The 23,698-nt window shown below is 61.7% G+C and carries 24 protein-coding genes; 13 read left to right on the top strand and 11 right to left on the bottom strand.

Going from position 1 to position 23,698, the window contains the following annotated elements:
- Positions 1 to 26 precede the first annotated feature (26 nt).
- Positions 27 to 1,637, top strand: coding sequence for a GMC family oxidoreductase (locus AC07T0_RS15320; RefSeq protein ID WP_495001984.1), 1,611 nt, complete (start codon positions 27 to 29; stop codon positions 1,635 to 1,637).
- A gap of 81 nt (positions 1,638 to 1,718) precedes the next feature.
- A complete protein-coding gene (locus tag AC07T0_RS15315; RefSeq protein WP_495001983.1) occupies positions 1,719 to 2,069 on the top strand; it encodes a hypothetical protein in 351 nt (116 codons plus the stop codon).
- A gap of 108 nt (positions 2,070 to 2,177) precedes the next feature.
- On the opposite strand, the gene AC07T0_RS15310 is transcribed toward AC07T0_RS15315, so the two are convergent.
- Genes AC07T0_RS15310 through AC07T0_RS15300 form a run of 3 tightly spaced genes read right to left on the bottom strand, consistent with a single transcriptional unit; the run spans position 2,178 to position 4,858 of the window.
- Positions 2,178 to 2,804: a TetR/AcrR family transcriptional regulator gene (locus tag AC07T0_RS15310; protein ID WP_495001982.1), complete on the bottom strand. Its 627-nt coding sequence runs from the start codon at positions 2,802 to 2,804 to the stop codon at positions 2,178 to 2,180.
- Between the two features lie 5 nt (positions 2,805 to 2,809).
- The gene (locus AC07T0_RS15305) at positions 2,810 to 3,664 is read right to left on the bottom strand and encodes a 3-hydroxybutyryl-CoA dehydrogenase (RefSeq protein ID WP_495001981.1); all 855 of its coding nucleotides are present in this window, start codon (positions 3,662 to 3,664) and stop codon (positions 2,810 to 2,812) included.
- Positions 3,665 to 3,676: 12 nt separating this feature from the next.
- Positions 3,677 to 4,858, bottom strand: coding sequence for an acetyl-CoA C-acyltransferase family protein (locus AC07T0_RS15300; RefSeq protein WP_495001980.1), 1,182 nt, complete (start codon positions 4,856 to 4,858; stop codon positions 3,677 to 3,679).
- A gap of 160 nt (positions 4,859 to 5,018) precedes the next feature.
- Here AC07T0_RS15300 and AC07T0_RS15295 point away from each other — a divergent pair, with 160 nt between their 5' ends.
- Positions 5,019 to 6,029, top strand: a complete 1,011-nt coding sequence (locus AC07T0_RS15295) for an AraC family transcriptional regulator (protein WP_495001979.1) — start codon at positions 5,019 to 5,021, stop codon at positions 6,027 to 6,029.
- Positions 6,030 to 6,100: 71 nt separating this feature from the next.
- Positions 6,101 to 6,499 carry a carboxymuconolactone decarboxylase family protein gene (locus tag AC07T0_RS15290; RefSeq protein ID WP_495001978.1) on the top strand — a complete coding sequence of 133 codons (399 nt, stop codon included), beginning with the start codon at positions 6,101 to 6,103 and terminating at the stop codon, positions 6,497 to 6,499.
- Between the two features lie 102 nt (positions 6,500 to 6,601).
- On the opposite strand, the gene AC07T0_RS15285 is transcribed toward AC07T0_RS15290, so the two are convergent.
- A complete protein-coding gene (locus tag AC07T0_RS15285; RefSeq protein WP_495001977.1) occupies positions 6,602 to 8,017 on the bottom strand; it encodes an aminotransferase-like domain-containing protein in 1,416 nt (471 codons plus the stop codon).
- Positions 8,018 to 8,191: 174 nt separating this feature from the next.
- On the opposite strand from AC07T0_RS15285, the gene AC07T0_RS15280 reads away from it, so the two are divergent.
- A complete protein-coding gene (locus AC07T0_RS15280) occupies positions 8,192 to 8,965 on the top strand; it encodes a class II aldolase/adducin family protein (RefSeq protein ID WP_495001976.1) in 774 nt (257 codons plus the stop codon).
- Between the two features lie 138 nt (positions 8,966 to 9,103).
- Positions 9,104 to 10,138 (top strand): ABC transporter substrate-binding protein, encoded by a 1,035-nt coding sequence (locus tag AC07T0_RS15275; RefSeq protein ID WP_495001975.1) that lies wholly within the window; start codon positions 9,104 to 9,106, stop codon positions 10,136 to 10,138.
- A 338-nt stretch (positions 10,139 to 10,476) separates the two neighbouring features.
- Here the strand turns inward: AC07T0_RS15275 and AC07T0_RS15270 are convergent, their stop codons facing one another.
- The 4 genes from AC07T0_RS15270 to AC07T0_RS15255 form a co-directional block, all read right to left on the bottom strand.
- Positions 10,477 to 11,235: a DJ-1/PfpI family protein gene (locus AC07T0_RS15270; protein ID WP_495001974.1), complete on the bottom strand. Its 759-nt coding sequence runs from the start codon at positions 11,233 to 11,235 to the stop codon at positions 10,477 to 10,479.
- A 387-nt stretch (positions 11,236 to 11,622) separates the two neighbouring features.
- The gene (locus AC07T0_RS15265; RefSeq protein WP_495001973.1) at positions 11,623 to 12,801 is read right to left on the bottom strand and encodes an acetyl-CoA C-acetyltransferase; all 1,179 of its coding nucleotides are present in this window, start codon (positions 12,799 to 12,801) and stop codon (positions 11,623 to 11,625) included.
- Positions 12,802 to 12,815: 14 nt separating this feature from the next.
- On the bottom strand, positions 12,816 to 13,475 hold the full coding sequence (locus AC07T0_RS15260) for a CoA transferase subunit B (protein ID WP_100943506.1): 660 nt from the start codon (positions 13,473 to 13,475) through the stop codon (positions 12,816 to 12,818).
- A gap of 37 nt (positions 13,476 to 13,512) precedes the next feature.
- Positions 13,513 to 14,211, bottom strand: a complete 699-nt coding sequence (locus AC07T0_RS15255) for a CoA transferase subunit A (RefSeq protein ID WP_121139145.1) — start codon at positions 14,209 to 14,211, stop codon at positions 13,513 to 13,515.
- Positions 14,212 to 14,352: 141 nt separating this feature from the next.
- Between AC07T0_RS15255 and AC07T0_RS15250 the strand changes: the two genes are divergently transcribed.
- The 5 genes from AC07T0_RS15250 (at position 14,353) to AC07T0_RS15230 (ending at position 18,104) form a co-directional block, all read left to right on the top strand.
- Entirely contained in the window at positions 14,353 to 15,255 is a 903-nt protein-coding gene (locus AC07T0_RS15250; protein WP_495001972.1) for a LysR family transcriptional regulator, read from the top strand.
- Between the two features lie 69 nt (positions 15,256 to 15,324).
- Entirely contained in the window at positions 15,325 to 15,876 is a 552-nt protein-coding gene (locus AC07T0_RS15245; RefSeq protein WP_495001971.1) for a DUF4174 domain-containing protein, read from the top strand.
- A gap of 44 nt (positions 15,877 to 15,920) precedes the next feature.
- On the top strand, positions 15,921 to 16,691 hold the full coding sequence (locus AC07T0_RS15240) for a class I SAM-dependent methyltransferase (protein ID WP_495001970.1): 771 nt from the start codon (positions 15,921 to 15,923) through the stop codon (positions 16,689 to 16,691).
- Between the two features lie 71 nt (positions 16,692 to 16,762).
- Positions 16,763 to 17,158 (top strand): GFA family protein, encoded by a 396-nt coding sequence (locus AC07T0_RS15235; RefSeq protein WP_495001969.1) that lies wholly within the window; start codon positions 16,763 to 16,765, stop codon positions 17,156 to 17,158.
- Positions 17,159 to 17,318: 160 nt separating this feature from the next.
- Complete coding sequence (locus tag AC07T0_RS15230; protein ID WP_495001968.1) at positions 17,319 to 18,104, top strand: sulfite exporter TauE/SafE family protein; 786 nt, start codon at positions 17,319 to 17,321, stop codon at positions 18,102 to 18,104.
- 3 nt (positions 18,105 to 18,107) lie between these two features.
- Here the strand turns inward: AC07T0_RS15230 and AC07T0_RS15225 are convergent, their stop codons facing one another.
- Complete coding sequence (locus AC07T0_RS15225) at positions 18,108 to 19,004, bottom strand: LysR substrate-binding domain-containing protein (RefSeq protein WP_495001967.1); 897 nt, start codon at positions 19,002 to 19,004, stop codon at positions 18,108 to 18,110.
- Between the two features lie 129 nt (positions 19,005 to 19,133).
- On the opposite strand from AC07T0_RS15225, the gene AC07T0_RS15220 reads away from it, so the two are divergent.
- The gene (locus AC07T0_RS15220; RefSeq protein WP_495001966.1) at positions 19,134 to 19,832 is read left to right on the top strand and encodes a pirin family protein; all 699 of its coding nucleotides are present in this window, start codon (positions 19,134 to 19,136) and stop codon (positions 19,830 to 19,832) included.
- Positions 19,833 to 19,896: 64 nt separating this feature from the next.
- Here AC07T0_RS15220 and AC07T0_RS15215 read toward each other — a convergent pair whose 3' ends face one another.
- Positions 19,897 to 21,519, bottom strand: a complete 1,623-nt coding sequence (locus tag AC07T0_RS15215) for an alkaline phosphatase family protein (RefSeq protein WP_495001965.1) — start codon at positions 21,517 to 21,519, stop codon at positions 19,897 to 19,899.
- Between the two features lie 214 nt (positions 21,520 to 21,733).
- Between AC07T0_RS15215 and AC07T0_RS15210 the strand changes: the two genes are divergently transcribed.
- Positions 21,734 to 22,483 carry a substrate-binding periplasmic protein gene (locus AC07T0_RS15210; RefSeq protein WP_495001964.1) on the top strand — a complete coding sequence of 250 codons (750 nt, stop codon included), beginning with the start codon at positions 21,734 to 21,736 and terminating at the stop codon, positions 22,481 to 22,483.
- A gap of 46 nt (positions 22,484 to 22,529) precedes the next feature.
- On the opposite strand, the gene AC07T0_RS15205 is transcribed toward AC07T0_RS15210, so the two are convergent.
- Complete coding sequence (locus tag AC07T0_RS15205; RefSeq protein WP_495001963.1) at positions 22,530 to 23,603, bottom strand: hypothetical protein; 1,074 nt, start codon at positions 23,601 to 23,603, stop codon at positions 22,530 to 22,532.
- Positions 23,604 to 23,698: the final 95 nt, after the last annotated feature.

Here is a 23,698-nt window from a genome sequence, read left to right as displayed (position 1 = left end):
TTTTCAACGAATCAGCGGTAACCTGCATGACATACGACTACATCATCGCCGGCGCGGGCGCCGCCGGTTGCATCCTCGCCAACCGCTTGTCGGCTTCGGGGAAATACACGGTCCTGTTGCTGGAAGCGGGCGGCAAGGACGCCTCGTTCTGGTTCAAGATCCCGGTCGGTTTCGCCAAGATGTATTACAACCCGACCTTCAACTGGATGTACTACAGCCAGCCGCAGAAGCAACTGCATAACCGGGAAATCTATGCACCCAGGGGCAAGGTCCAGGGCGGTTCGGGCTCGATCAACGCCATGGTCTACGTGCGTGGCCAGGCCCATGATTTCGATGACTGGGCGGCCAACGGCAATGACGGCTGGGCGTTCAAGGACGTGCTGCCGTATTTCCGCAAACTGGAAAATCACCCGCTGGGCGATACCGAGTATCACGGCGGTAGCGGGCCGATCAGCATCACGCCGATGCAGGGGCATACGCACCCGATCTGCGATGTGTTTCTCGACGGCTGTGAGCAGCTGGGTTATCAGCGCAGCGACGACTTCAACGGACCGAAGTTCGAAGGCGCGGGGATCTATGACGTCAACACCCGCAACGGCCAGCGCAGCTCCAGCAGCTTCGCCCACCTGCATCCGGCCCTGAGCCGACCGAACCTCACCGTGGAGCACCATGCGCTGGTGGACCGGGTATTGTTCGACAACGACCTGCGGGCCATCGGCATTTCCATCAGCCAGCACGGCGTGGCGCGTTCGTTCAAGGCCAATAAGGAAGTGATCCTGTGTGCCGGTGCGGTGGACACGCCGAAGATCCTGCAACTGTCCGGGGTCGGCGACCAGACACTGTTGAGCGAGCATCGGGTGCCGGTGGTCAAGCACCTGCCCGCGGTGGGGCAGAACCTGCAGGACCACCTGTGCGTGAGCTACTACTACAAGGCCAATATCCCGACCTTGAACGATGAGCTGAGCTCGCTGTTCGGCCAGCTCAAGCTGGGCCTGCAATACCTGCTGACCCGCAAGGGCGCGCTGGCCATGAGCGTCAACCAGGCCGGCGGGTTCTTCCGTGGCAATGAAGAGCAGGCGCATCCGAACCTGCAGATGTACTTCAACCCCTTGTCGTACCAGATTCCGAAGAACAACAAGGCGAGCCTCAAGCCGGAGCCGTATTCGGGCTTCCTGCTGTGCTTCAATCCGTGCCGGCCGACCAGTCGCGGCAGCGTGCGGATCGCCTCGAAGAATCCGGCGGATGCGGCGCTGATCGACCCGAACTACCTGAGCACCGAGAAGGACATCGACGAAGTGTTGCAGGGCAGTCGGCTGATTCGCAAAATCATGCAGGCGCCGGCGTTGCGGGCGATTACTGTCGATGAAGTGTTGCCGGGCAAGGCAGTGAACGACGACGCGGCGATGCTGGAGTATTTCCGCGAGAACAGCGGCTCGATCTATCACCTGTGCGGTTCTTGCGCGATGGGGGCGGACCCGCAGGTGTCGGTGGTCGACAAGCGCCTGAAGGTGCATGGGATGAAGGGGTTGCGGATTGTCGATGCGTCGATCTTCCCCAATGTGACTTCGGGCAATACCCACGCGGCGGTGCTGATGGTGGCGGAGAAGGGGGCTGATCTGATTCTCGAGGAGGCCTGAACGACTGCCTTGCACGAGTAGTGATTCGTATTGAGCCGTCACAATGCTAAAGTCGCTTCTTTTTTTCGGCGGGGAACGGTCATGCGGATGTTAATCGGGGCATTGGCGGTAGTGGCATTGGCGGGCTGCATGGGGCCGGCCATGAACCAGACCCGCACCACCGGGCCGACCAAGAGCTTCACGTCGAGCAAGGCCGAGAATGTCGTTGCCGAGTGCATCCAGTTCTCCTGGCAGGAAGAGGCGGTATTCGGCGTGGACGCAGCGGCCTATCTGCAGCCCGGCTACAAGGGTGGCTCGACTGTCTATACCCGGGGTTCGGAGTTTTTTGCCGATGTCCGTCACGAAGGTACGAACACCGTGGTCGACTACTACGCCACCAACAGCAAGCCGATTGGCGCGAGAAGGCTGGCAGCGGTGGCCACCTGCCTGTAACGCCCCGGTCTTGAGAACACCACAACCCCTGTAGGAGCCAGCTTGCTGGCGATGGCGGCCGAATAGTCGATGCAAGTCTTAGCGGCCTCATCGCCAGCAAGCTGGCTCCTACAAAGGCGGTTTGCTCAGCGCGCCCTTGACTGCCCCCAGCGCGATATTGTGCATCAACGCCTGGTAAGCTGCCGCATCCAGCCCGGCTTCCTCGGTCCAGGCCGGCAGGTTGTTCAGCAGGCAGAGAAAGGTGCGCACGGTGGTCAGGGCCAGGGTGGTGTCGGTTGACAGGCCCAAGGGGCCCAGCAACTTGACCAGATGAGTTTCATAACGCCTGCGCAGGACCAGAATTGCCGCCTGCTGCGCCGCTTCCAGGCAATGGAACTCATGCTCGGCGACCCGGAAGAAATCCCCCTTGGCACGATGCAGGTCCAGGTGCGCGGCGATCAGCTCGTTCAGGCGCTTCTCCGCCGACCGTGCGCTACGCACTGGCTGCGTGACAATCCCCAACAGCTCCAGATGCAGGCTCTCGATCAGTTCGAAGAGCAAGGCCTGCTTGCTCTCGATATGGTTGTAGATCGAGCCCGCCTGGATGCCCAGGTGCCCGGCCAGTTCGCGCAGGCCGACTTGGGCGAACCCGCGCCGAGCAAACAGCGCCACGGCCTTTTCGCGGGTTTGCAGATGGCGCGAGGTCCTGGCCTGAAGCTCGGCTTCAGGCACGGCGGCGAGGGCGCTGCGGGGCATGGCGATCAGCGCTCGTAGGTATGGAAGCCGCGACCGCTTTTACGGCCCAGATAACCGGCGGCCACCATTTCCTTGAGCAACTGCGCCGGCCGGTACTTGGGTTCGTCGAAGCCCGAGTGCAGGCTTTCCATGATCGCCAGCAGGGTGTCCAGGCCGATCAGGTCGGCCAGGGCCAGCGGGCCGATCGGCTGGTTGCAGCCCAACTGCATGCCGGCGTCGATATCCTCGGCGCTGGCCAGGTCCTCCTGGAGTACGAAGATGGCTTCGTTGATCATCGGGCAGAGGATGCGGTTGACCACGAAGCCCGGGCGGTTGCGGGCGGTGACCGCGGTCTTGCCGATCCGCTCGGCCAGGGCCATGGCCTGGGCATGGCTGGCATCGCTGGTCTGCAGGCCACGGATGACTTCCAGCAGGCCCATCATCGGCACCGGGTTGAAGAAGTGCAGGCCGATAAAACGTCCGGGCTTGTCGATGGCGGCGGCCAGTTCGGTGATCGACAGCGACGAGGTGTTGGTGGCGATAATGCACTCGGCGCTGGCCACTTCGGCGACCTGTTTGAGAATGCGCTTTTTCAGTTCGAGGTTTTCCGTCGCCGCCTCGATCACCAGTTCGGCCTGGGCCAGCACGGCGTAGTCGGTGCTCAGGCTGATGCGGCCGAGGGCGGCCTGCTTGTCGTCGTCTGAAAGCACCGCTTTGCGCACTTGCCGGTCGAGGTTGCCGGTCAGGGTCGCCAGGCCTTTGTCCAGCGCCTGCTGCGAGACGTCGATCAGCGACACGTCAAGGCCCGCCACCGCACAGACCTGGGCAATTCCGTTGCCCATGATGCCGGCGCCAATCACGGCGATACGTTGAATGCTCATGTTCTGTTGTCCTTAAACCCGTTCGAAGATAACGGCGATGCCTTGCCCGCCGCCGATGCACATGGTTGCCAGGCCGTAGCGGCCGCCGGTGCGATGCAGTTCGTGAATCAGCTTGGTGGCGATGATCGCGCCGGTGGCGCCCACCGGGTGGCCCAGGGCAATGCCGGAGCCGTTGGGGTTGACCTTGGCCGGATCGAAGTCCAGCTCCTGGCTGACGGCGCAGGCCTGGGCGGCGAAGGCAACGTTGGCTTCGATCACGTCCAGATCGGCCACCGTCAGGCCGGCGCGCTTGAGCGCCAGGCGCGTGGCCGGGATCGGACCCAGGCCCATCAATTCCGGTTCGAGCCCGGCATGGGCGTAGGCCACCAGGCGGGCCAGGGGTTTCAGGCCGTCGCTCTGCAACGCCGCACCGGTGGCCAGTAGCAGGGCGGCGGCGCCGTCATTCAGGCCCGAAGCGTTGCCGGCGGTGACGGTACCGTCCTTCTTGAAGGCGGTGCGCATTTGTCCAAGCTGTTCCAGCGAGGTGGCCCGTGGGTGCTCGTCGACGCTGAACAGTTGCGGGCCCTTGCGGCTGCGGACCTCCACCGGGACGATCTGCGAAGTGAAACGGCCTTCCTCGATAGCGCGGCTGGCGCGCTGTTGTTCTTCCAGGGCGAGAGCGTCCTGCATCTGCCGGGTGATGCCATTGCGCTCGGCGATGTTCTCGGCGGTGATGCCCATATGGATGCCGTGGAACGGGTCATGGAGAATACCCAGCATGTAGTCGATGGCCTGGACATTACCCATGCGCGCGCCCCAACGGGCCGAGGGCAGCAGGTAGGGGCCGCGGCTCATGGATTCGGCGCCGGCACCAATGGCGATGTCAGCGTCGCCGAGCAACAGGGTCTGTGCCGCCGAGACAATCGCCTGCAAGCCCGAACCGCAGAGGCGGTTGACGTTGTAGGCCGGGGTTTCCTTGGGAATGCCGGCATTGATGGCTGCGACCCGGGACAGGTAGGCGTCCTGGGTGTCGGTGGGGATCACGTTGCCCATCACCACATGGCCGACCCGCGCCGGGTCCACGTCGCTGCGTTGCAGGGCAGCCTTGACGGCGGTGGTGGCCAGTTCGCTCAAGGGAACGTCTTTCAGCGCGCCGCCGAAAGTACCAATGGCAGTACGGGCGGCGCTGACGATATACACTTCGGGCTTTGACATGGGAGCAGTCCTGATTATTGTGGGGATCAGCCTGCTTGATCCTTGTAGGGATGCAGGCAGTGCCTCCTGTACTGCAAGTCTAGGACGTGGCCATCCACTCGGCCTATGCCGAAACTGCTCAGTAAACCTGTGATTTTTTGCCATACGCAGCTTGGGATTCATGAAAGAAAAACATTCGGTGTCGTCCTATTTCATCAAGGCCTTGCTGGTGCGCTTTCGCGACCGGCCGCAGCGCATTGCCGAGCTGTTGCAGGCGGCGGGCTTTGCCGAGCGATCCCTGGATGAACTGGGCGAGCGGGTCGCGCCGAAGCTGCTGGCGCAACTCTGGTTGACGGTGATTCGCGAGCTGGGTGACGAGTTCTTCGGTTTCGACTCCCATGGCATGCCCATTGGCAGCTTTGCCCTGATCTGCCGGGGGCTGATCCAGGCGCCGACCGTGGGCAAGGCCCTGGGCCTGTCGCTGGAATATTTCGCGCTGTTCCTGCGCGATATCGATGCCCAGGTGCAGGTTCGTGGCAAGCGGGTGGTCGTGGTGATGCGTACCGAGACCGCGGACCCTTATCTGCAAGCGGTGATCACCGAAACCTTCCTGATCCTGATCGTCGGCTTGATGTGCTGGCTGGCCGGGCGACGTATTCCCATCAGCCGTGCCCGTTTCGCCCATGCCCGTCCGGCCCATGGTGATGAACACCTGCTGTGGGGCGCCTATGTGGAATTCAACGCGACGGTGACCGAGATCGAATTCGAGCGCGAATACCTGCGCTTGCCGGTGTTGCAGGACCGCAAGTCGCTCTACACCTTTCTGCGGGATGCGCCGCAGTCGGTGTTTATCCGCTTCCGTAATCGCGAGGGTTTCAGCGCCCGGGTCCACCAGCGTTTGCGTGCCTGTGGCTATGACCATTGGCCGACCCTGGAGCAACTGGCGCTGGAGTTCGATATCCACCAGGCCAGCCTGCGCCGGGCGTTGCAGCGCGAGGGCTTTTCCTATCAGGAAATCAAGGACGAGGTGCGTCGGGCCATCGCCTTCGAGCGGCTGCGCAGCACCAGCATGAGCATTGCCGATATCGCCCAGGAAGTCGGCTTTCGCGAGCCCAGCGCCTTCCATCGCGCGTTCAAGCAGTGGACGGGAGAGAGCCCTGGGAGTTTTCGTTTGCGTGGGTCACAGGGATAAGCACAGCGCTGACGGATTCAGCTATAACCTTTGCTTCCATCATCGCCGTTCATCAACCCGAGGAGCCGTTCATGCCGTCCCAGCATCTGACCGAATACGAAGACGCCAACCCGGAAGTTCGCGCCGTCTACGACGACATCATGCACACCCGTAAGGTCGAGCAGGTCAACAACTTCTGGAAATGCCTGGCCGCGCATCCGCCGACCTTGCGCCGGACCTGGGAGAGCCTCAAGGAGATCATGGCCCCCGGTGCGCTGGACCCGCTGACCAAGGAACTGATCTACGTCGCGGTCAGCGTCACCAATAACTGCCCGTACTGCATCGCCTCCCACACCGCCGCCGCGCGCAAGGCGGGCATGAGCGACGAGATGTTCGGCGAGTTGCAGGCGGTGGTCGGCATGGCCAACGAAACCAATCGCCTGGCCAACGGTTATCGCATTCCGCTGGATGAGGCCTTCAAGCTGGACTGAGGCTGCCACCCAAGGAAGGCTTGTCAGCATCCTGTGGGAGCCAGCTTGCTGGCGATGGGGCCCGTAAGGACGCTATCGCCGGCAAGCCAGCTCCCACGAGGGTCAGGCGTGGGCCGTTGTGCCGCGTTCGAGAAACCGATAGATCCGCTCATCCTCCGAGTGCGCCACGTTGAAGCGCAACCAGGGCACCACTCGCGCATCGGGCATGAACAACTGGCCCGGTGCGAGCAGGATGCGTTCTTCCCGGGCCTGCATCGCCAGTGTCGTCGAGTCCTCCCGCGCCGGGTGTCGCGCCCAGAGAAACAGGCCGGCGCGGGGTTCGGCAAAGAGCTCCATACCCACGCCTTCCAGCCGCCGGGCCACCGATTCGTGCGCCTGGGCCAACTGCTCCTGCAACTGCTTGACGTGCTTGCGATGCCGGCCTTGCAGCAGCACATCCAATACCAGTTCCTCGGCCACTTGCGATGAGGTCAGGCCACTGACCAGCTTGAGTGGCACCAGCTCTTCGATCAGTTCCGCATGGGCGGCAATAAACCCGACCCGCAAGGCCGGCGCTATGGTCTTGGAAAAACTGCCGATATAGACCACCCGCGACAGCTGGTCCATGCCGGCCAGGGCCTGCTGGCCGCTGGGGTCGAGGTCGGCGTAGATATCGTTTTCGACAATCAGGAAGTCGTGTTTCTCCGCCAGTTGCAACAGGCGATGGGCCACGGCCAGGGACAGGCTGGTACCCGTCGGGCATTGCAGGCGGGTGTTGGTGAAGAACACCTTGGGCTTGTGCAGTTGCAGCAGCGCCTCCAGGGCCAGCAGGTCGATACCGTCGCGGGTTCGCGGCACACCGATCAACCGCGCGCCCTGCAAGCGCAGGTTGAGAAACAGGTTGTGATAACCCGGCTCGTCCACCAGCACCGTGTCGCCGCGTTGCACCAGGTAGCGCACCATCAGGTCCAGGGCGTGACTGCCACCGCTGGTGAGCAGGATCTGTTCCGGATGGGCGGCGATCCGTGTATCGGCGAGCTTTTCTGCAAGGCGGGCGCGCAGTTTCGGGTTGCCCTTGGCGTTGCCGTAGCCGCAGAAACCGTCCGGTTCACTGCGGGCCAAGGCTCGCAGACTGCGTTGCAGGCCGTCGCGGTCGGACCAGGATTCGGGTAGCAGGCCGATGCCCGGACGCAGGTCCATGTCCATGCCCTGGAAGACCTTTTGCAACAGCAGATAGGCGTCGAAATCGAACTCGTTGTCGTCGTCGGCCAGCGGTGGCTGGGGTTCGCTGCTGAGCGCGCCCGCGAGGTCGCGCACATAAAAACCGGCATTGCGCACCGGTGTCAGATAGCCCAGGGCGACCAGCCGGTCGTAGGCCTCGACGGCGGTGAAGTGACTGACCTTGTGGGTTTGCGAGAACTTGCGGATCGACGGCAGCTTGCTGCCGGGGCGCAGGCGCTGATCCTTGATCGCCTGGCTGATGCCGGTGACGATCTGGCTGACCAGCGGGGCCTGCGATCCGGGGTCGAGGAACATCATGGGAACGTTCATCCAGGCAGGGGGTGAGCGGCAGGTGTACTGGTAAAAAGACCATCACAGTGCTGCGTGCACGTCGCCTGTTCTGTGCATGGTCGCCGGTAGACCGGTGCTGCAAGATCGGTTCATCGCCGATCACTGTTGTTGGCCAAAACATACCACGAACCAGGATGCCCTATGTACGACAGCCACTTGCCGATTGATCGCAACCGGATTTCCACCGATGAGTGGGAGGCCCGTTGCGAGCTGGCCGCGCTCTACCGACTGATCGCGCACTTTCGCATGACCGACCTGATCGACACCCATATCTCGCTGCGGGTCCCCGGCGAAGAGGGGCACTTCCTGATCAATCGCTATGGCGTGCTGTTCCATGAAATGTGCGCTTCGGACCTGGTCAAGATCGACCATGACGGTGCGGTGGTGGATGCGCGGCCGGGCGAGCACAACGTCAACCGCGCGGGCTTTATCATCCACTCGGCGATCCATGCCGCTCGCACCGATGTTGCCTGCGTGGTGCACACCCACACTTCGGCGGGTATCGCGGTAGCGGCCCAGGAAGAGGGGCTGTTGCCCATCAGCCAACATGCGCTGAAGTTCTATCGGCGCCTGGCCTACCACGACTATGAAGGCATTGCCCTGAACCCCGATGAGCGTGCGCGGCTGGTTCGTGACCTGGGTTGTCACAACGCGATGATTCTTCGGAACCACGGCTTGCTGGCGGTGGGGCGTTCGGTGGCCGAGGCGTTCAACCAGATCTATTTCCTTGAGCGTGCCTGTCAGGCCCAGGTCCAGGCGATGGCCGGCGGACGGCAACTGCGCTTCCCGTCCCCGGCGGTCTGCGAGTTGACCGCGCAGCAGTCCGACAACGAGCTGGACGAGGATCATCCGAAGCTGGCCTGGGCCTCGGCCTTGCGCTTGATTGCCGGCGATCCACGCGACTACCGCACCTGAAGCAACAGCGTTCGACCGTGCGACTGGCCCGAGCAGCCAGGCCAACGGGGCAAAGTCCCCATCGCACGCCCTGCAAGGCATGCTTCAACAACGCTACGAAAGCCCACTCTGCCAAAACCAATAATCCTAGAGGTAGACATGAAGAACAAAGCAATCGGCGCACTGGCCCTGACCCTGGTGGCGTCGACCGCCATGGCCAGCGAGATCACCGTGATTTCCTTTGGCGGCGTGAGCAAGGATGTGCAAACGCAAGCGTTCTACAAACCGTTCGAGAAGGCCTCCGGCAGCAAGGTGGTGGCGGGGGAGTACAACGGCGAAATGGGGCGGATCAAGGCGATGGTCGATACCCACAGCGTCAACTGGGATGTGGTGCAGGTTGAGGGGCCGGAATTGATTCGTGGCTGTGAGGAAGGGCTGTTCGAACACCTGGACATGAGTGCCATCGGCAAACCGGCGGACTTTGTTCCGGGAACCTTGTCCGAGTGTGGCGCGGGGTTGCTGGTCTGGTCCATGGCCATGGCCTACAACGCTGACAAGTTGAGTGTGGCGCCCACTGGTTGGGGCGATTTCTGGGACGTCAACAAGTACCCGGGCAAACGCAGCCTGCGCAAGGGGGCCAAGTACACCCTGGAAATCGCCCTGATGGCGGACGGCGTGCCGCTGGCCGATGTCTACAAGGTACTGGCCACGCCGGCCGGGGTGGACCGGGCGTTCCGCAAGCTGGACCAGATCAAGGGCAGTCTGCAGTGGTGGGAGGCGGGCGCCCAGCCGATGCAGTTCCTCGCCAGCGGCGATGTGGTGATGAGCACGGCGTTCAACGGTCGGGTGTTCTCGGCCCAGGAGTCGGGGGCGAACGTGAAGCTGGTATGGAATGGCAGCATTTATGCGATTGATGCCTGGGCGATTCCCAAGGGCAGTCCGAACAAGGCGCTGGCGGAGCGGTTTATCGGTTTTTCCCTGCAGCCGGAGAACCAGAAGTTGCATACGGAGAAACTCGGCTACGGCTCGACCAACCTGAAGATCCAGCCGTTGCTCGCCCCAGCATTGGCGGCCCGGCTGAATACCGCGCCGGATAACCTGGCCCAGGCAATGCCGATGGACAATGGCTTCTGGGTCGATCATGGCGAAGAGCTGGAGCAGCGGTTCAATGCCTGGGTGGCGAAGACCCACTGAGATCGGGTTTCTCAGAGCTGTATGCCGGTGTCTGGGGTTGACGATATTCTGCGCTGGAACACCTTACCTGTAGGCGCTGGCTTGCCAGCGATGGCGGTGATGAACGTGACATCGCTATCGCCGGCAAGCCGGCTCCCACAGGTTTTGAGGTGTTTTCGAGGGCTAGCGCAGTGTTCCTGGCGGCCCAAAGCAGCGCTCAAACGCATCAGCCAGGCCGGCATTCCGCTGTCCAGTACAGCATTAACAACACCACCTCGGACAACGTCGTCACTGGCCGCGCCCTGGCCTTCAGCTTTGCTTCACGGCGGCAGGCCGTGTGGCCCAGCCGGTTGGCGCTCCTACGCGGCCTGCGCGGGTCTTAGCAGCTTGATCCATTCAGCAGATAGACGATGGCAATCTCCCGGCCAGCGCGCGGTCAGCAGGTTGCCGTCACGCACCACGAAGCCGCGGCCCGGCTTGGCGGCGGAATCGCGTAGCAGCGCCGGTGGGCCCTGGGAAAAGTCTTTTGGACTGGCCAGCGCGGCCTTGATCTCGGACTCGACGGTTTGCGGATAGGTTCGGTAGTAACGCCCGAGCCACGGTGCGGTGATCAGCCAGGCGGCCAGTTCCATGGTGGTGGACAGCAATGCGGTGACCTTGCGTCCGTGGAGCACCGAGCGGCCGCTGTCGGGGTCGAGGGTACGGGCCAGCAGCAACGGGCCATGGCACACCGAAGCGACCGGTTTTCCGGTTTTGAAGAAGTGCAGGACGATGCGCTGGGCCACATCCGACTCCAGCAGGCTGCGCATGCCCTCGGCATGTCCGCCCGGCACGAACAGCCCTTCGAACTGCACGGGGTCGACATCGGCGTAGGCCAGCGGCTGACGGAAAGACTCGTCAGCGATCATCGTGTTGTAGCTTTGCAGATCGCTGTCGCGGGTCATCAGCATGGGATTCAGCAGGCCGAAGCCATGCTCCACCAGACGCGGATCGGCGTAGGCCGGGGCACCCAGCGGGGTGGCAAAGCGCACCTCGATCCCGGCCCGGCGCATGGCCTGCCAGGGCACGCTGCTTTCGGTGGGGTCGTAGTCGGAGTGGGGGAGCAGGATAAGGATCATGCAGGTGGGCTCGATTTCTACGGGGTAGAGATCGAGGATAGCAGCAGGATCGTTACCTGGCCGTGCCGGATAACGCCATGAAACCTGTAGGCGATAGCACAGCAACAGCGTACGCCGACCTGTAGGAGCCGGCTTGCCGGCGATGGCGGTCGGACATCTATGCAAGACTTGCTGGCCTCATCGCTGGCAAGTCAGCTCCCACAGGATTGTTGTCATACGCAAATTTTGTGTTTGACGCAGGCTACTGTGGGAGCCAGCTTGCTGGCGATGCTATCGACGCGGTGTCCTGCCAAACCGCGTCGCCTGGATCACCAGCAAGCCGGTATCTACAGGATCGGGGCCCGTCGTAGGGCGGGTATTGTTCGCCCTGTCGAGGCCCGTCGGGAACTAGCGCTCGATCGCCAGCGCCACGCCTTGCCCGCCACCGATGCACAAGGTCGCCAGGCCTTTTTTCGCATCGCGCTTGAGCATTTCATGCAACAGCGTCACCAGCACCCGGCAACCCGAAGCACCAATCGGGTGACCCAGGGCAATCGCACCGCCATTGACGTTGACCTTGGCCGCGTCCCAACCCAGCTCCTTGCCCACCGACAACGCCTGGGCGGCAAAGGCTTCGTTGGCTTCGATCAGGTCCAACTGGTCAAGGGACCAGCCGGCCTTGTCCAGGCAACGACGGGTGGCACTGACCGGACCGATACCCATGATTGCCGGGTCAACACCCGCGTTGGCATAGGCGGCGATCTTCGCCAGCACCGGCAGGCCAAGGGCCTTGGCCTTGGCGGCACTCATCAGGATCACCGCGGCGGCACCGTCGTTCAGCGACGAGGCGTTACCGGCGGTGACCGTGCCGTCTTTCTTGAACGCCGGCTTGAGCTTGCCCAGCGACTCGGCGGTGGTCCCGGCGCGTGGTTGCTCATCGGTGGCGAAGGCCAGCGGGTCGCCCTTGCGCTGGGGAATCAGGATCGGGGTGATCTCATCGACGAAACGCCCGGCTTCAATCGCCGCGACGGCTTTCTGCTGGGACGCGGCGGCGAAAGCATCCTGCGCTTCACGGCTGATAGCGTACTTGGTCGCCAGGTTCTCGGCGGTGATGCCCATGTGGTAATCGTTGAACGCATCCCACAGGCCGTCGCTGATCATGGTGTCGACGATCTGGGCGTGGCCCATGCGCAGGCCGGTACGGGCGCCAGGCATCACGTAGTTGGACAGGCTCATGTTCTCCTGGCCACCGGCGATGATCACCTCGGCATCGCCGCAGCGAATCGCCTGGGTCGCCAGGTGCAGGGCCTTGAGGCCCGAGCCGCAGACCTTGTTCAGGGTCATGGCCGGTACCGCGTGGGGCAGGCCGGCCTTGATCGCGGCCTGGCGCGCGGGGTTCTGCCCGGCACCGGCGGTGAGCACCTGGCCCATGATCACTTCATCAACCTGCGCGCCGTCCAGGCCGGTCTGTGCCAGCAACTGACGGATCACCGCGGCGCCCAGGTCCACGGCGGAGATGTTCGCCAGCGAACCCTGGAAACTGCCTACCGCCGTGCGAGTGGCGGCCACAATCACTACATCTTGCATCGCTTCATTCCTCATCAGGAAAACTGCATTTCAGGCACGTGGTCGGGAACGATCAGTTTACCCGCGGTCTTGCTGACAATCTCTTCGACGCTGACGCCAGGCGCGCGCTCCTTGAGAATGAACGCGCCGTTTTCGATTTCCAGGTAGGCCAGGTCGGTCAACACACGCTTGATACAGCGCGCGCCGGTCAGCGGCAGGCTGCAACGTGACAGCAGTTTCGACTCGCCATCCTTGGACGCATGGGTCATGGTGACGATGATGTTATCCGCGCCGGCCACCAGGTCCATGGCGCCGCCCATGCCCTTGACCAATTTGCCGGGGATCATCCAGGAGGCAATGTTGCCCTCTACGTCGACTTCAAAGGCGCCGAGCACGGTGAGGTCGATATGGCCGCCGCGAATCATCGCGAAGGACTCGGCGGAGGAAAAGATCGACGCGCCGATACGGGCGGTAACTGTCTGTTTGCCAGCGTTGATCATGTCGGCATCGACTTCGTCATCGGTAGGAAAGGCGCCCATGCCGAGCAGGCCGTTTTCCGATTGCAGCATGACTTCCATGCCGGCGGGGATGTAGTTGGCGACCAGGGTCGGAATACCGATGCCCAGGTTCACGTAGTAGCCGTCCTGCATTTCGCGGGCCACGCGCTGGGCCATTTGTTCGCGGGAAAGTGCCATGTTCTTGTTCTCCGTTAGTCGAGGGATAGGCTGGTGGTCACTTGCGCACGGTGCGCTGTTCGATGCGTTTCTCGAACGTGCCGCAGATGACCCGGTCGACGTAGATGCCAGGGGTGTGGATCTGCGCCGGGTCCAGCTCGCCGGGTTCGACGATTTCCTCGACTTCGACCACGGTGATCTTGCCGGCGGTGGCGGCCAGCGGGTTGAAGTTCTGGGCGGTGTGGCGGTAGATGACGTTGCCGAAGTGGTCGGCTTTCCAGCCTTTGACGATGGCGAAATCACCGGTGATGGACTCTTCCATCAGGTACGGACGGCCGTTGAACTCACGGGTTTCCTTGCCGTCGGCGACCGGGGTGCCGACCCCGGTGGCGGTGAAGAAGGCCGGGATACCGGCGCCGCCGGCGCGCATTTTCTCGGCCAGGGTGCCTTGCGGGGTCAGCACCACCTCGATTTCACCGCTGAGCAGCTGTTTTTCGAAGAGGGCGTTTTCGCCAACATAGGAGGCGACCACCTTGCGGATCTGCCGGTCTTCCAGCAGTACGCCGAGGCCGAAACCGTCAACGCCGCAGTTGTTGGAGACCACGGTCAGGTCGCGGGTGCCCTTGCGCTTGATCTCGGCGATCAGGTTCTCGGGGATACCGCACAGGCCGAAGCCGCCACTCAGGACCGTCATGCCATCCTCGAGCCCGGCCAGGGCTTCTTCATAGGAAGACACGCGTTTATCGAAACCTGCCATATGCACCATCCTCTTGTTGTTTGTCGGACTCGCCGTTGGAGGTGAGTGTTGCTCCGGGAGATATATTTGTTAAGTTGATTTTTAGGGTCGATTGATTGATAAAGCTCAAGAATGCCCTTTTCTTCAGTAGAGACCTTGTTCATGACCGTTAAACAGCTTAGGGCCTTTCTTGCCGTTGCCCAGAGCCTGAGCTTTGCCGTGGCGGGCGAGCGTCTGTATTTGTCGCAATCGGCCCTGAGCCTGACGATCAAGGCCCTTGAAGAAGGCCTGGGCGGTCGGCTGTTCAGCCGCAACACGCGCAACGTCGCGCTGACCCCGGAAGGTGAGGTCCTGGTGCCCCTGGCCCGGCGCCTGATCGCTGATTGGGACAATGCCGAGGACGAACTGCGTCAGCGTTTCACCTTGCAGCGCGGTCGCGTGACCCTGGCCGCGATGCCGTCATTCGCCGGTAACCTGCTACCACCGATCCTCAAGACCTTTCGTGCACGCTATCCCCAGGTCAATGTCACGGTCAACGACGTGATCAACGAGCAGGTCCTGGAGATGGTGCGTGACGGCCAGGTGGAACTGGGCGTGGCCTTCGAACCGCAGCAAGGCTCGTCGCTGGCCTTCACGCCGCTGTATATCGACCGTTTCGTCGCCGTGGTGCCGGCGGATTCGCCCTGGGTCGATCAGGCACAGATCGATTGGCCGACCTTGCTCACGCAACCCTTCATTACCTTGCAGCGCCCGTCCACGGTGCGGGTGATGCTGGAAGAGCATCTGCGGGCGCGGGACATGAGCTTGCCGGTGGAATTCGAGAGCCATCAACTGGCCACGGTGGGGCGGATGGTCGCCAGCGGACTGGGGGTGAGTGCGGTGCCGGCGTTGTGTGTCGGACAGATGCGCGAGCTGGGTGCGCGCTGCATCACCTTGTGTGATCCGGTGGTCGAACGGGCCATCGGGGTGCTGACCAAACCCGGCCATGAGCTGTCGGCGGCGGCCCAGGCGCTGTTCGATGTCTTGCAGGAGGAAAGATTAAGTTACTTGAATTTTGAAAAATAACTGCGTTGCGTGTGGACCTTTTCCTACGATGCGCAATCATTACCCCATGAATATCCGAAGGAGGTGTGTATGTTCATCCGGTCTTTGACCCTTGCTGTGCTGTCCGTCGTTGCTGCAAGTCCCGTCTGGGCGGCCGATGAGGCGTCTCCGCTGGCCCAGGATCTGGGGAAAAGCCGCCCGTTGATCGTGATTGCGCCGAGTACGGCGGATCCCACATTGGTCAGCCTGAAGAAGGCGATCGATGATCCGGCCAACAAGAAGGAAATCGACGAGCGTCAACTGGTGCTCTACGAAGTGGCCCAGACCGTTGGCAAGCGTGCGGGCAAATGGATGGAACAGCCGAGCACCATGGCGCTGATTCGCGGGCTCAAGCTGGGGGTCACGCCGGAGGGCAAGTCGACGGTGATCCTGGTGGGCAAGGATGGCGAGCAGAAGATCCTCGAACACGATGGGCCGATTGCGCTCAAGGACGTGTTCAGTGCCGTGGATGCGTTGCCGGCCTCGGAGAAGGCCGCTGTCGCGCCCACGCCACCGGCGGCGCCGGAAGCCAAACCGGTGAAAGGTGCGAAAGGTGCCAAGGCCGGCAAACCGGCAGCACCGCCCAAGGATCTGGATGACTGACGCGGGACAGTATTTATCGGGATCAATCCATAGAGGCCATGGCCATGTCGGGCGTTCACAAGGCAGCACAAGTCGGTTTCAGCGCTGAAGCCAAAACCTATGCCCACGGGCGTCCTGACTATCCTGCCGAGCTGCTGTCGTGGCTGCGCGATAGCCTGGGTATCGTGCCCGGTGCGCAGGCTATCGATCTGGGTGCCGGCACTGGCAAGTTCACCCGGCTGCTGGCGACGACCGGCGCCACGGTGACGGCCATCGAGCCGATCGAGGCGATGCGGGCCGAACTGGTCGCACGTCTGCCGGCGGTCCGGGCACTCTCGGGAACTGCCGAGGCGATACCGTTGGAATCCCAAGTGGGTGACGCGCTGCTGTGTGCCCAGGCGTTTCACTGGTTTGCCCATGAAGCGGCGCTCGCCGAGATTCACCGGGTGCTCAAGCCAGGTGGGCGGCTCGGACTGGTGTGGAACGTGCGTGATGAGTCGGTTGACTGGGTCGCGGCGATTACTCGGATCATCACCCCTTACGAGGGCGATACCCCGCGCTTTCACACGGGGGCCTGGCGCAAGCCATTCAACGGTCATTACTTCTCGGCGCCGGAGCTGAGTTGTTTTGAGTACACCCATGTGGGCACGCCCGAGGAAGTCATCATCGACCGTTTTCTGTCGGTCAGCTTTATTGCGGCATTGCCTGCGGCCGAAAAAGCCGAGGTGGTCGAGCAACTCCAGAGCTTGATTCAAACCCATCCGGCCCTGCGCGGCAAAGAGACCATCGCCTTTCCTTACCGGACCGAAGCGTATCGCTGCATTCGCCTGGACTGATATCGGCTGGCCAGCTTGATGCTCGCTGGTTAGGATCGTGCCTTGTCGTGGGGCATGGTCAGGGAGCGGGTATGAAGGGCAGCTGTGCTTGTGGGGCCGTCGCGTATGAACTCGACGGCATCGATATGCCGATCGGGCATTGTCATTGTCACACCTGTCGCAAGACGCATGCGGCGGCGTTTGTGAGCACCGCCGAGGTCAAGCGCGAGCATTTCCGCTGGCTCAAGGGCCAGGAAACACTAACGGCCTATGAATCCTCGCCGGGCAAGCTACGCTATTTCTGTTCGCGGTGCGGCTCGCATCTGATGGCCGAAAGGCTACAGCTGCCCGTGGTGATTGTGCGTGTCGCGACCCTGGATGACGATCCGGGCGCGCTGGCCGAGCATCACATCTGGGTATCCCATGACGTGCCGTGGCTGCGCTATGAGGGGGTGGTCGAGCATCCGGAGTGGCAGCCGGGACGCTGACAGAAGGGCTCTGCGTCAATCGGCACAGTGTGATCCGCACCGTTCGCAGGTCATGATAGTTATAACGTTAGATTATATTTATATAAAGAGTCATAACGTTAGACGCTATGCTTCCCGCCAGATTTTTATATCGTCTCGCTAGATTCTCCAGGGCTTGCTAATGGATGTCGGTAATTTCGGTTTTGTCGTTGCCGGCTTGGTGGTCGGTTTTATTGTCGGGATGACCGGCGTCGGTGGCGGCTCGTTGATGACGCCGATTCTGCTGTGGTTCGGTATCAACCCGGCCACGGCCGTGGGCACGGACCTGCTCTACGCCGCGATCACCAAGTCCGGTGGCGTTCTGGTTCACAGGAAAAACGACAATATCGACTGGAAAATTACCGGTTGGCTGACCCTGGGCAGCGTGCCGGCGGTGTTGTTGACCTTGTGGTTCCTGAGCAGCCTGCACACCGCTCCCGAAGCCTTGAACAGCGTCATCAAGCAGTCGCTGGGTTTTGTGTTGTTGCTGACGGCACTGGCGGTGTTGTTCAAGAACAAGTTGCTGGCGTTTGCTCATCGGCGCGGTGTCGATCACTCGCAGATCAGCGACTCGAAGTTGAACGGGCTGACGGTAGTGACCGGCCTGACCCTCGGCGCCATGGTCGCCTTGACCTCCATCGGGGCCGGTGCCCTGGGCACGGTGGCCTTGTTTATCCTTTACCCGTTCCTGCCGACCCGGCGTCTGGTGGGGACGGAGATCGCCCATGCGGTGCCGCTGACCCTGGTCGCGGGCCTGGGGCATGCGAGCATGGGCAATATGAACTGGGAACTGCTGGGTTTCCTGCTGATGGGCTCGCTGCCGGGGATCTACATCGGCAGCCACCTGGCCGGGCGAGTGCCGGATGGCATCTTGCGGCCTTTCCTGGCGGTCATGCTGTTTTCCATCGGCTACAAGTTGGTGTTCTGAGTACTACCGGTTGAACCCGGCCAGCAGGGCGTCCAGCACGCTGCGCACGGCGGGGACCATGCCTCGCCTGGAGGGGTAGATCGCGTGCAGGCTGCCGCTGGGTGATGGGCAGTCGGGCAGGATTTGCACCAGGCGGCCCTGCAGCAGATCGTCCTGAACCAGGCTTGTCGGTAACTGCGCGACACCTATTCCCTTCAAGGTTGCTTCCAGTAGCGTCTCCAGGTCATCGGTGGCCAACCTTGGCTGGTGGGTCAGCACCACGGGGTGCGGTGCCTGGAAATGCCACTGATATTTATCGTTGGTGTTAGCCATGGCCAATGTTGGCATCAGCGCCAGGTCTTCCAACTGAGTAAGTGTTGCATGCTGTGCCAACAGCGCCGGGCTCGCGACCAGGATTCGCTGGGCGCTCTGCAGGGGTAGCAAGGTCAGCTCGGAGTCCTCCAGTGGCAGCAGGCGTACGCGCAGGGCGATGTCCAGTCCTTCCTCGATGACATCGACGCGCCGGTTGGTCGCGTCGAGCATGAGCCTCACCGCCGGATTGTCCACCAGGTACTGGGCCAGGATGGCCCTGGCACCCATCTGCAAGACACCCAATGGACAACTGATCCGCACCACGCCCTGCGGCGATGCTCGCGTCTGGTCGATGGCCGTTTTCGCCGCCCGGGCTTCCTCCACCAGGGCCACGCAGTGCTGGTGAAACAGGCGGCCGGCGTCGGTCAGGGAGACTCGGCGCGAATTGCGATTGAGCAGGCGCACGCCCAATTCCGCTTCGAGTGCACTGACGCGACGGCTGAGCTTTGAGGTTTGCAGCCCCAGTACTTTCGCCGCCGCGGTAAACCCACCGTGATCCACCACCTTGGCGAACAGGTACATATTGTTCAAATCGGTCAAATGGTCCATTGCCGGTCTCGCGTTGGCCTTATCGTTCTATTTTCTACAAGGTAGCGTTGCTTTTACAGCGGTTCTTCTTTGTTCGTTTCAAATTTATGCTCTTTTACGCGGCAATCGGCCGCTTTTTCAGGAGCTGAAATGTTAGAGCATCGATTCAAGGCCGATCTCGGTGGCGGCGACTATGGCTGGCTCAAGGCCCGTCATCATTTCAAGGTAACGGCCGACGGCAACCCCGCGCACCGTCCGCTAGGGGCGCTGGTGGTCTGGAACGACGACGAGATTGCGCCGGGTAGCGGTTTCCCGATGCATGGTCATGAAAGCATGGAGATCGTTTCCTACGTGCTGGAAGGCGCGGTGAGTCATCGCGACAGTCAGGGCGGGCAAGGCCGTACCGAGGCCGGTGACGTGCAGGTGATGAGTGCCGGGACTGGCATTCGACATGCAGAGCGCAACGAGGGGATCGTGCCGTTAAGGCTGTTCCAGATCTGGTTGCGACCGCGGGAAAACGGTGGGTTGCCCAACTGGGGCATGCGGCCTTTTCCCAAGTCCGATCGGGCCGGTCAATGGGTCGTGTTGGCCAGTGGAATGCCTGACGATGAAAGCGCTCTGCCGATCCGCGCCAACGCCCGTGTGCTCGGGGCGACGCTCAAAGCCGGCCAGAGTCTGAGCCAATCTTGTTCGCGCACTGGCCAGGGCTATCTGGTGCCGGTGCTCGGCGCGGTGAACGTCAACGGCGAACGGGTCGAGGCGGGGGACGGGGTCGCCTTGAGCGAGGAGTCGATGCTCGTTGTCGAGGCTATCGACGATACCGAAGTCGTACTGGTCGAGGTGTTTTGAGCATGAAGACGATCATCAAGACTGGCGGGAACCCCGTTGGCCACTATCTGCTCCGTTGGTTGCTCTAAGCGTGTGCGTGAGTGATCCGCCTGGTGAAGAAATCAACGGCATGTTGCCGAGTCCCCACCGTCTGTAGTGTCGCTGCCGGGTCGAGCCCGAAGCGTTTTGCCGAACCTGTGACCAGGCTTTTTTGAAGATCGTTGAGCGCCGCAGTCGGCGATGGCTGCGCGAAGGTGGTTGCCGTCGGCGCCGGTATAGAGGGTAAATCGACGCGAGGTGTGCTCAGGGTGAGTAACTGATTGAGCGTCGGCGCATTTGCAATCCGCTTGCTGGTGAGCATGTCCTGCGCCGGGATGCCGATCCAGTCGCGCAAGGTCGCCAGAATACTGGTGTGATCGTAGGGGGCGTGTGGGTTGTCCGATCTGAAAACCGTGCCAGCCTGAATGTAGGGTGAGATCACTACTGCTGGCACACGTACGCCAAAGCGAGTGAAATCGAAGCCGCTACCATCGAGCGGACGGGCCTGGTCAGGTGGAACGGCGTTGAAGGGCGGGGTGACATGATCGAAACAACCGCCGTGCTCGTCGTAGGTGATGATCAGCAAGGTCTGGTTCCAACCCGCCGACGTACTGACGGCGTTCCAGATTGAATACAGAAAGGCTTCACCCGCTTGAACATCATGAGGGGGATGCTGGTCGTTAGGGTCGACCAGAAAGCTCGGCTCGATAAACGAATAGCGTGGTAACGAGTTGGTTTGACACGCATCCAGAAACGCGGAAAAACCTCTGAAGTGGGGGCTCAGCATGGGGTCCCATAATTTGGGGAACATCGTCCGGGTCAGCGAGGGAGTCAGGATGGTATTGCTGTAAACGCCCCAACTGCATCCGATCGATCCCAGGACGTTGAAGATGGTGCGGACATCCCAGGCGAATGGATCGGGAGGCGTGCCGTTGTCCACATTGCCATTGGACGTCCCGGTGTGCGCAAAGGCGCGGTTAGGCCAGGTCTGGCTGGGAACGGAGGCGAACCACGCATCGGAAACCGCATAGGCTCGGGCCAACTTGGCCAACACAGGCAGCTGCGCCGGGCTGTAACACTGCATGATCTGATCGGGGTTGGCGGTTTCCGTGGTGGCGTAGTTGTCGACAAAACCCATGGGGGGCGTATTGCCGGGGCTGACTGAACCGTCTCTGAATAACTGGTAGGTGACGTTGGCAAAGGTTTCTTGCGGATCGGGGTCGGGAACCTGAAAACCGCTGGCATTCTGCGTCACTGCAACCTGACGCGCCGGTGTGGCGTCCGAGCGCGGGTTGAACATACCGGGGCGCAGGCCGTCAAATTGAGGGGAACTGGTCACTGGCAAGACATGTGGTGGTGGGCTGTCATGCGGATAGAGCCAGCCAAGCATCGTATCCAGTGAGCGGTTTTCCAGCATGACAACGACGACATGTTCAATTTGATTCATGGTTTTCAGCGCCAGTGAACTGACCGGCAGTGGACTGCCAAGTTTATAGATGCAGGCAACTTGAAGCGCGGGCGGACAGTGTTGCGTGAGATAATTACTTGCCCGCACCGCTGCCGCTGCGTACGCCACCGCCAAGAGAATAATAAAAGGTACAACAAGCACCTTGGAGGGTATCTCCACGAGTAACACTAGCAACGAAAGTCGGCTCGTCCAGTCAATCATCACGGCACATTAGGCCGTTTTTGAATAGTCCCGATTTCGAACGGATAGCGGCTGTTTATTATCCTGAATCGCTTGCCGAGGTAGATTTCAACCGCCGTGTTGACGGTTTACGAGGCAGCGTCAGGCGTTAGACGTGTGTCAGGGTCTATACTGATTTTGTCCTTTTAATCCTAGAGCCTCCCTTGATCACTGCACAGTCCACCAGGCAGAACACGTGAAATATTCGACACTGACTGCAGTGCTGTTCTGTCTATTGCTCGGCACTGTGGTCAGAGCCGAGCAGTATCAGGTCGTTACTGAGGAGTGGGCACCGTACAACTACCAGGAGCACAATCAGCTCACTGGAATGGCCACGGAGATCGTTCGGGGCATAATGGCGCTGACCGGGGATAACTTCGAGGTGCTGCTGCTGCCCAGCATGCGAAGCATCCGCACGTTGAAGACCCGGCCCAAGACCATCATGTATTCCCTATTCCGCACGGCGGAGCGCGAACCGTTATACAAGTGGGTCGGACCGATCGTGGAAGAGTCCATCTACCCCTATCAGCTCGCCAATGCGCTGCAGCCGGTGAACGCCTTGGAGCAGCTACGGCACGCCCTGCGGATCACGACGAGACAGGCAGGCTTGATACCTGATGTTCTGCAAGCGCGGGGCTTCAACAACCTCGAAAAAGTTGCAACCGAGAGCCTGCAGCTCTATCGCATGCTGCTCGCCGGGCGCACCGAGATCATCGTCGGCGACACTGCTGCGGGGGTGGCTTACTACAGTCGCCAGTTGAACATCGCCCCCGGCACGTTACGACAGATTCCCATCGAGCTCTATCGCTCATCGCTGTACATTGCCTTCAGCCGCGACTGTGACGACAAACTGGTCGCCGCCTGGGCCAGCGCCCTGGAGCAACTGCGCCACTCAGGTGAACTGAAGCGCATCCAGGATCGCTACAATCAGCCCATCGGGCAATGAACGGGTGCGATCACGACCCAGATCGACGGCGTTTGGGGCAGCGCAGTCAATTCTCCTCTGCCGTTGTGAGCTGTATCCGGCGCAGTCGGCCGGTCAGGGCCGCGATGCCATTCTCCGCGGTGGGCAGTAGGCGACCGGCTAACCCCATGCCTTCGCTCACCAGCACGGCACCGGGGATCAGACACAGGTTCGAAGGTGTATCCAGGCCGCGGGCAAGGACGCTGACTTGCGCTGTTTGCAGGTTGCAGCTGAGCAGTCGACCACTGAAACGCGCAAAGCCACCATGCAAGGGCTCTCCCGCCCAGTCAGCTGACAGTGGCTGTAACAGCCGATCGCAGAGTTCCAGCACCAACAGATTGCCGTCTGGGCACAGTGCCAAGCCCGTGGGGAGTTGCAGGCCGCGAAGCACAATGTCGATTTGCCCGGTGCCTGGCCAGACCCGTATGACCTGGCCCGCCTTGTCGGCAAAGTCGATGCCCTTGCGGGTTGGGGAGCGGTGCAACTCGCCGGAGAACAGGCTGATCAGCACGGCCTCGGTCGCGGGTTCGTACACCAGGGTCACGGGCACGGCGTCCTGGTCTTGCTCCAGGTTGGGCAGTTGGGCCAGGACCCGTTCACCCTGTTCGGCGGAGAACTCAACGAGTTGGTTGGTGTCGGGCTTGACCGCCAACCAGCTGCGTCGCGTCGGGTGGTAACACAGTGCATTCAAATTGCCGCGGCTGCTGAAGACCGGCTCGGGCGGAGAATACTGCAGATCCAGTATTTTCGAGCCCTCGACATAATCCGTCTGGCTGACCAGGTAGCGCCCTTCACCGCAGGCAATGTCCGAAAGACCCATGATTTCATCACGCAGCATGCGCGCCTGCAGGTTCATTGAGCGAAAGCCCTGCGCCAGAATGTCGGGGGGCTGGTAGCTCCCGGGTTGTTGCGGATCGGGGCGCCGCCGACTGATACGACCGCTGAAGGCCTGATCCGGCAGACCGGAGCCGGCTTCAACCAGCAGCAGGCTGCCATCGGCCTCGACACACAGGCCGCGAGGGTTCAGCAGGCCCTCGGCGACAAGGGTGCTGGGACGCAGGGTTTCGAGGGGGTGGGCGGGGATAGGAATGGCAACTGACATAGGCACTCTCCATGTTCAAACAGGCGCTGAGCAATCACGGCTTGGTGGTCTGGGTAGCCGGCTTGGCAGTCACTGATTCGAAAATTTGACTCTCC

The sequence above is a fragment of the Pseudomonas sp. GW821-FHT04D07 genome, assembly GCF_059420225.1.
Note: the sequence above shows the minus strand (reverse complement) of the source record. Positions and strands in the feature narration are given on the sequence as shown.